Raw genomic sequence first — 4669 nt, forward strand, 5'->3', positions numbered from 1 at the left:
CACGCGCGCCCGGCCCGGGCGCCGCCGCGCCGGCGCGAGGGTCCCGCCGCACGGCAAAAGCTCAGCAAATCCATGGACGGGGCGGGAACCGGCGTGCTGTGGGCCGGCTCCTTGTCTGTATCGAACCGGAGTCACCGAGGGGAACACGATGTCGGAGGACGGCGGAATAAGCCGGCGCGGGCTGTTGGGCATGGGGGCGGCCGCGCTGATGACGATGGGCGTCGCGGGCTGCTCGCTCGACGAGGACGCCACCGCCGGCAAGGGCGGCAAGAAGACGAAGGACCCCGAGCCGAAGGCGAAGCCGATCGGCGACGGCTCCACGGAGGACTCAGGTCCGCAGCCGAACCAGCCGCCGAAGCCCCGGCCGCTGGAGCCGGGCGAACGCCCGCCGCAGTTCGTGATCTTCTCCTGGGACGGCGCCGGTGAGGTCGGCAACGGGCTGTTCCCCCGCTTCCGCAAGGTCGCCGAGGACCACGGCGCGGCGATGACGTTCTTCCTGTCCGGCCTGTACCTGCTGCCGGAGTCGAAGAAGGACGTCTACCGGCCGCCGAACAACCCCGTCGGGGCGTCCGACATCGGATACCTCAAGGACGAGAACATCAGGCTGACGTTGCAGAACCTGCGCGCCGCGTGGCTGGAGGGCCACGAGATCGGCACGCACTTCAACGGGCACTTCTGCGGCGGCTCCGGGTCCGTCGCGAAGTGGACGCCCGAGCAGTGGCGGTCGGAGATAGACCAAGCCGTGGACTTCGTCATGAAGTGGCGCACGTACACCGGCTTCGACGACATCGAGCCGCTGCCCTTCGACTACCGCAAGGAACTCATCGGGGCCCGCACACCGTGCCTGCTGGGTCAGGAGAACCTGCTGCCGACCGCCGCCGAGCTGAACTGGCGGTACGACTCCAGCTCCTCCGGCGGGCTCCAGATCTGGCCGACGAAGAAGCAGGGCGTCTGGGACCTGCCGCTCCAGTCGATCCCGTTCCCCGGCCGGTCCTTCGAGGTGCTCTCGATGGACTACAACATCCTCGCCAACCAGTCCGAGGGTGCCAACACCAAGGGCCCCGCGTCGGAGTACCCGGCCTGGCGCAAGCAGGCCACCGAGGCGTACGTGGCCGGTTTCCAGCGGGCCTACGAGACGAACCGGGCGCCGCTGTTCATAGGGAACCACTTCGAGCAGTGGAACGGCGGCATCTACATGGACGCCGTCGAGGAGGCCGTCAAGCACATCGGCGACAGCAAGCACGAGGACGTGCGCATGGTCTCCTTCCGCCAGTTCGTGGACTGGCTGGACGTGCAGGAGCCCGCGACGCTGGAGAAGCTGCGCGGACTCGGCGTCGGCCAGGAGCCCACCGGCGGCTGGCAGACCTACCTGGGCGCCGGCGGTTCGCAGAGCCCGGGCACGGGCGACTCCTCCGACCAGCCTGGCGAGGGCGAGGACGGCGGCGTCTGACGCACCCGGCGCGGACCGCCGGCAGCGGCGGGCGAGGAGTGGGCGGCACCCTGCGGGTTCGGCACTGACCCGCAGGGTGCAGGCCCCGGCCTCCCGCCTCCGCCCAACCCCCACGGAGGGCCGGGTGATGTTCGGCGTGCCCTCAGTGCTGCCGGTGCTGCCCGATCACGAGCTCGACCACCAGCTCGATCACGCGCGCACACTTTCCCAAGGAAATTTCGGAAAAACAATTTTGCAAAATTCTCTTGGCGGTCTACTCTCCGGTTCATGGCGGACGAAGAGCAGAAACGAGTACTCGACCCCGAGCGGGACGCGGCAGCCCTGAAAGCGCTCACGCACCCCCTGCGTGTGCGGCTGCTCGCCTTGCTGCGGCAGCACGGACCGGCCACCGCGAGTGAGCTCGCGGTCAGGACCGGGGAGACGTCCGCTTCCACCAGCTACCACCTGCGCGTCCTGGCGAAGTACGCGTTCGTCGCCGAGGCGGAGCACCGGGACGGGAGGGAGCGCCGCTGGCAGGCGGTGCACGCGCTCACCTCGTGGAGCGGCACGGCGATGAACTCCTCACCGGCCAGCCGCGCGGTCCTCGGTTCCCTGCGCAGGCGCCAACTGGAGCACCTCGACGCCTCCCTCCACCAGCACGAGGCCGACACCGCCGACGGGCTGCTGGGCCAGGAGTGGGCGGAACCCTCCGGTATCGGCGACTGGATGCCGTGCCTGACTCCCGAGTCGCTCGCCGAACTGTGGGACGTGCTCGAAGGGAAGCTGGAGGAACTGACCGCCCGCGACGAAGGAGATCCGCGCGCCGAGCAGGTCATGGTCCTCGCGGCCGGGCTGCCCCTGGCCCGGCGCGATCCCGGTGCCACCGAGCCTGACACCGCCGCCCCCGGCGCAACGGATGCCGGGGCGGCGTCATGACCGGACCGCTGAACACCGGACCGCCGAACACCGGACCGCTGGACCTGCGCGCCGCACGCCGCCGCTACGTCACGGTCTGCGTCCTGCTGTGGCTGCCGATGGGTCTGACCATCGCTCCGCTGATCCTGCTGTTCACCCAGCGCGGCATGCCCATGCTGGCCATCGTCGGCTTCCTGGCCGCGTTCTCGCTGACCGCCGCCGCGCTGGAGCTGCCCACCGGCGGCCTGTCCGACGTGCTCGGACGCCGCGCCGTCCTGGCCGCGGCCGGCCTGCTGAACGTGGTCGCCCTCACCCTCCAGGGCCTGGGCACCACACCCTGGGTCCTCACCCTCGGCATGGCGCTCATGGGCGCGGGCCGCGCCCTGTCCAGCGGCCCCGTGGAGGCCTGGTACGTCGACACCGTCCAGGCGCACTCCGGTCCCGACACCGAACTGCGCACCGGACTCGCCCGCGGCAGCACCGCCGTGTCCGCCGCGCTCGCGACGGGCACCCTGCTCGGCGGCGCCCTTCCCTGGCTGCTCTCGCTGGGCCCCGACATCGGCGCCCGGCTGAGCCGGGCGACCGCGGGGCTGGTGCTCCCGCTCTCCGTACCGCCCCTGCTGGGTGCGGCGGCCGGGATCGCCTTCGTGCTGTACGTCCTCACCGCCCTGCCCGAGCCGCCCCACCCGCCCAGCACACTGCGCGACACGCTCAAGGGCGTTCCGGCGGTCGTCCTCGGCGGGCTGCGCCTGGGCGGACGCGACATCCTGGTCCGCCGGGTGATGCTCAGTGCGGCGGCGGCCGGCAGTGCCCTGGCCGCGCTGGAGCTGCTGACGCCGGGCCGGGCCGCCGTCGTCACGGGGCAGCCGGAGTCGGGAGCGTTGCTCTTCGCCGGACTCGCCTGCGCCGGCTTCGTCTGTTCGGGAGTCGGGAGCCATCTCGCTCCGCTCACCGCTCGGCTCGCCGGCAGTGGTGAGCGCGCGGTACTGGTGAGCCTGGGCATCTGCGCGAGCGGCATGCTCGCTCTCGGCGCCACCGCCGGGTCCACGGCGCCGGTCTGGATGGTTCTCGCGTGTGCCGGTTACGGCCTGGTCTACCTGGGGCTGGGCGCGGCGGGGCCGAGCGAGAACGACCTCCTGCACCGCCGGGTCCCGAGCGAGGGACGCGCGACGGCGCTTTCCGTCCAGTCTCTCGCTCTGCAACTGGCCGGTGCCCTCACGGGCCTGGTCATCGGCCTCCTGCCGCCGGGCCGCCTGCCCTGGCTGCTGCCGGGCGCCGTGCTCCTGGCCGCAGCCCTCCTGTGGAGGCGGGGCAGCGAGCCCACGGCTTCCCACCCGCACCGGGAGAACGCCGGTCGACCAGGCCGCAGGGACCGGCCCGACGGCCGGCCGGGCGAACCCGAACCCCTCGAACTCGTACGGAAATGACCGCCCGGGGCGTCGCCCGCCCCCGTGTACCGACGGCCCGCCGCCACGGGACGGGATCCGTCAGCGCAGGTCGAGCCGCAGAAGGACGCGGGGGTGTCCGGCCAGTACCGAGGTGGTGTCGGCCGCGTGGCGGAACCCCGCGCGCTCGAAGTTCTTCCGGAGCCCGGCATACGCCATCGTCGTGTCCACCCGGGCGTCACCGTTGTCCAGGGGATACGCCTCCACCACCGGTGCGCCGTGGGAGCGGGCGAACTCGACCGCCCCGGCGATCAGGGCGTGCGAGATCCCCCGCTTGCGATGGCCGGGGCGGACACGGACGCACCACAGTGACCACACCGGCAGGTCGTCGACGCGCGGGATGGTGCGGCTGCGCGCGAAGGACGTGTCCGAGCGCGGCGCCACCGCGGCCCAGCCGACCGGCTCGCCGCCGTCGTAGGCGAGCACCCCCGGCGGCGGCTGCCTGCGGCACAGCTCGCCGACGTACTCGCCACGGGCCGGCCCACGGAGTTCGTTGTTGAGCTTGGACGGGATCCGGTAGCTCAGACACCAGCAGACGTTGGCGTCAGGTGACTTGGGGCCGACCAGGGCCCGGACGTCCTCGAACACCGACGCCGGGCGGACTTCGAGGACCATGCCACCACGATGCCACGACGTGCGTGACGCCGCTGCTCAGCCCTCGCTCTCCGTGGCGGGGGGCGTCCGGTCGGGAGGTCGGCTCTCCGGTTCAGGTCGGTACCAGGCCGGTCACGCCCGTGGGGCGTGACCGGACCGGCTTCCGGTGACGGGGATGCCGAGCGGACGGGTCAGCCGGGCAGGTCGCCGGTGTAGCGGTAGATGTTGCCGCCGGAGTTCACACCCCAGACGGTGCCGTCCGCAGCCGCCCCGATGTCCGTCAACG

At 72.2% G+C, this 4669-nt stretch carries 4 protein-coding genes; 3 read left to right on the forward strand and 1 reads right to left on the reverse strand.

What is annotated here, in order from left to right:
• The first annotated feature begins 148 nt into the window (after positions 1-148).
• From ACYVE9_RS10050 to ACYVE9_RS10060, 3 genes are all read left to right on the forward strand, one after another.
• The gene (locus tag ACYVE9_RS10050) at positions 149-1450 is read left to right on the forward strand and encodes a polysaccharide deacetylase family protein (RefSeq protein WP_461027417.1); all 1302 of its coding nucleotides are present in this window, start codon (positions 149-151) and stop codon (positions 1448-1450) included.
• Between the two features lie 267 nt (positions 1451-1717).
• Positions 1718-2365 (forward strand): helix-turn-helix domain-containing protein, encoded by a 648-nt coding sequence (locus ACYVE9_RS10055; RefSeq protein WP_461027418.1) that lies wholly within the window; start codon positions 1718-1720, stop codon positions 2363-2365.
• On the forward strand, positions 2362-3771 hold the full coding sequence (locus tag ACYVE9_RS10060) for an MFS transporter (protein WP_461027419.1): 1410 nt from the start codon (positions 2362-2364) through the stop codon (positions 3769-3771). Before ACYVE9_RS10055 ends, ACYVE9_RS10060 begins: the two co-directional genes overlap by 4 nt.
• A gap of 60 nt (positions 3772-3831) precedes the next feature.
• Here ACYVE9_RS10060 and ACYVE9_RS10065 read toward each other — a convergent pair whose 3' ends face one another.
• Positions 3832-4404 carry a GNAT family N-acetyltransferase gene (locus ACYVE9_RS10065; RefSeq protein ID WP_461027420.1) on the reverse strand — a complete coding sequence of 191 codons (573 nt, stop codon included), beginning with the start codon at positions 4402-4404 and terminating at the stop codon, positions 3832-3834.
• Positions 4405-4669: the final 265 nt, after the last annotated feature.

It is taken from the genome of Streptomyces sparsus, from assembly GCF_054776295.1.